This is a genomic window from Mammaliicoccus sp. O-M54, assembly GCF_022386035.1.
GTDB lineage: Bacteria > Bacillota > Bacilli > Staphylococcales > Staphylococcaceae > Mammaliicoccus > Mammaliicoccus sciuri_A.
In genome coordinates this window covers 1-1,824 of the sequence record NZ_JAJNJE010000023.1, presented here as the reverse complement: position 1 = coordinate 1,824, position 1,824 = coordinate 1, and the positions used below count along the sequence as shown (strand labels likewise).

At 34.8% G+C, this 1,824-nt stretch carries 2 protein-coding genes; both read left to right on the top strand.

Going from position 1 to position 1,824, the window contains the following annotated elements:
- A partial coding sequence (gene galU, locus LQ673_RS14670; protein ID WP_239705917.1) for a UTP--glucose-1-phosphate uridylyltransferase GalU occupies positions 1 to 795 on the top strand: 795 nt, incomplete at its 5' end.
- Between the two features lie 17 nt (positions 796 to 812).
- A partial coding sequence (locus LQ673_RS14665) for a phosphohexomutase domain-containing protein (protein WP_481817034.1) occupies positions 813 to 1,824 on the top strand: 1,012 nt, incomplete at its 3' end.

The following is a 1,824-nucleotide window of genomic DNA, read 5'->3' as shown; positions in this document are numbered from 1 at the left end:
ATGCCTAAAGAAATGTTACCAATATTAGATAAACCAACAATTCAATATATTGTAGAAGAAGCGTCACGTGCTGGAATTGAAGATATAATTATTGTAACTGGTAAACATAAACGCGCGATTGAAGATCATTTCGATATTCAAAAAGAACTTGAAACAACTTTATATGAAAAAGGGAAACTTGAATTACTGGATAAAGTTCAATATTCAACAGAATTAGCGAACATCTTCTATGTCAGACAAAAAGAACAAAAAGGATTAGGCCATGCGATTCACACAGCGAAGCAATTTATTGGAAATGAACCTTTCGCAGTATTGTTAGGTGATGACATTGTAGAGTCTGATAATCCAGCTATTAAACAATTAATGGAACAATACGAAGCAACAGGTAAATCAGTAATTGGTGTACAAACGGTACCTGAATCAGAAACACATCGTTATGGCATCATTGACCCGAATTCACAAGATGATCGTTTATACGAAGTGAATCGTTTTGTGGAGAAACCAGAACAAGGAACTGCACCATCTAATCTAGCGATTATGGGTAGATACGTGTTATCTCCTGAAATCTTTGATTATCTTGAGAATCAAACTGAAGGTAGTGGCGGAGAAATTCAATTAACAGATGCGATTGAACGTTTAAATAAAGATGACAAAGTTTATGCGTATGATTTTGAAGGACAACGCTATGATGTCGGAGAAAAAATTGGATTTGTGAAGACGACGATAGAGTACGCATTGAAAGATGAAGAAATGCGTGATGAAATTAAACGCTATATTCAAACATTAGATATATAAGTAAAGGAGCTAGAACTTTGAGAGCACAATGGGAAGAAAGAATATCTGAAAGCTTAGTTGAACAGTTTCATAATGTTCAAACAGAAGAAGAAGTAGCAGCTGGATTTACAGACGTCTTATCATTTGGAACGGCTGGTATTAGAAGTACCTTCGGTATAGGACCAGGTAGATTGAATAAATTCACGATTCAAAAGTTTGCGCTAGGCTTAGCTAAATATTTAACGCATATTTCAAATACGCCTAAAATCGTGATTCATTTTGATACACGTCATTTATCTAAAGAATTTGCGAAAGAAATCGCGAAAGTATTAGGTACCAATGGTATTGAAGTTATCTTGCCAGAAACATACAAATCAACACCAGAACTATCATTCGCAGTACGACACTTGAAAACAACAGCGGGTATTATGATTACGGCAAGCCATAACCCTAAGAATTATAATGGAATTAAAGTATATGGTTCAGATGGTGGCCAGTTATTAACAGAGCCTTCATTAGAATTAAGTCGATATATTGATACAGTAGAAGACCCATTAAATATACAAGCAGACGACTTTGAAGCATTACAAGAACGTGAACTGATCTTACCATTTAAAGATGAAACAACTAAAGCTTATAAAGCAGCGGTTAAAAATCTTGTTGGTTCATTTGAATCGGCTGAAACAAAAACAATTTTAACAAGTTTACATGGCACAAGTCTGCCTTTATTGTCAGATGTACTTGAAGATTTGTCATATACAAACTATGTTGTTGAAGAAAAACAATCTACACCAAACGGTGATTTTCCAACAGTGCGTATAGCCAATCCAGAGGAAGCAGATACGTTTGATTTAAGTAAACAATTAGCTGAGAAAGAACAGGCTCAACTTATTATCGCAACTGATCCAGATGCCGACAGAATCGGTATTGTTGAACGTTATGAAGATGGGACAACAAGATATTTCAATGGTAATGAGATTGGACTATTACTTATTAAACTAAGACATGCGCAATTAACAAACGATGCACATAAATACATGATTAAATCTG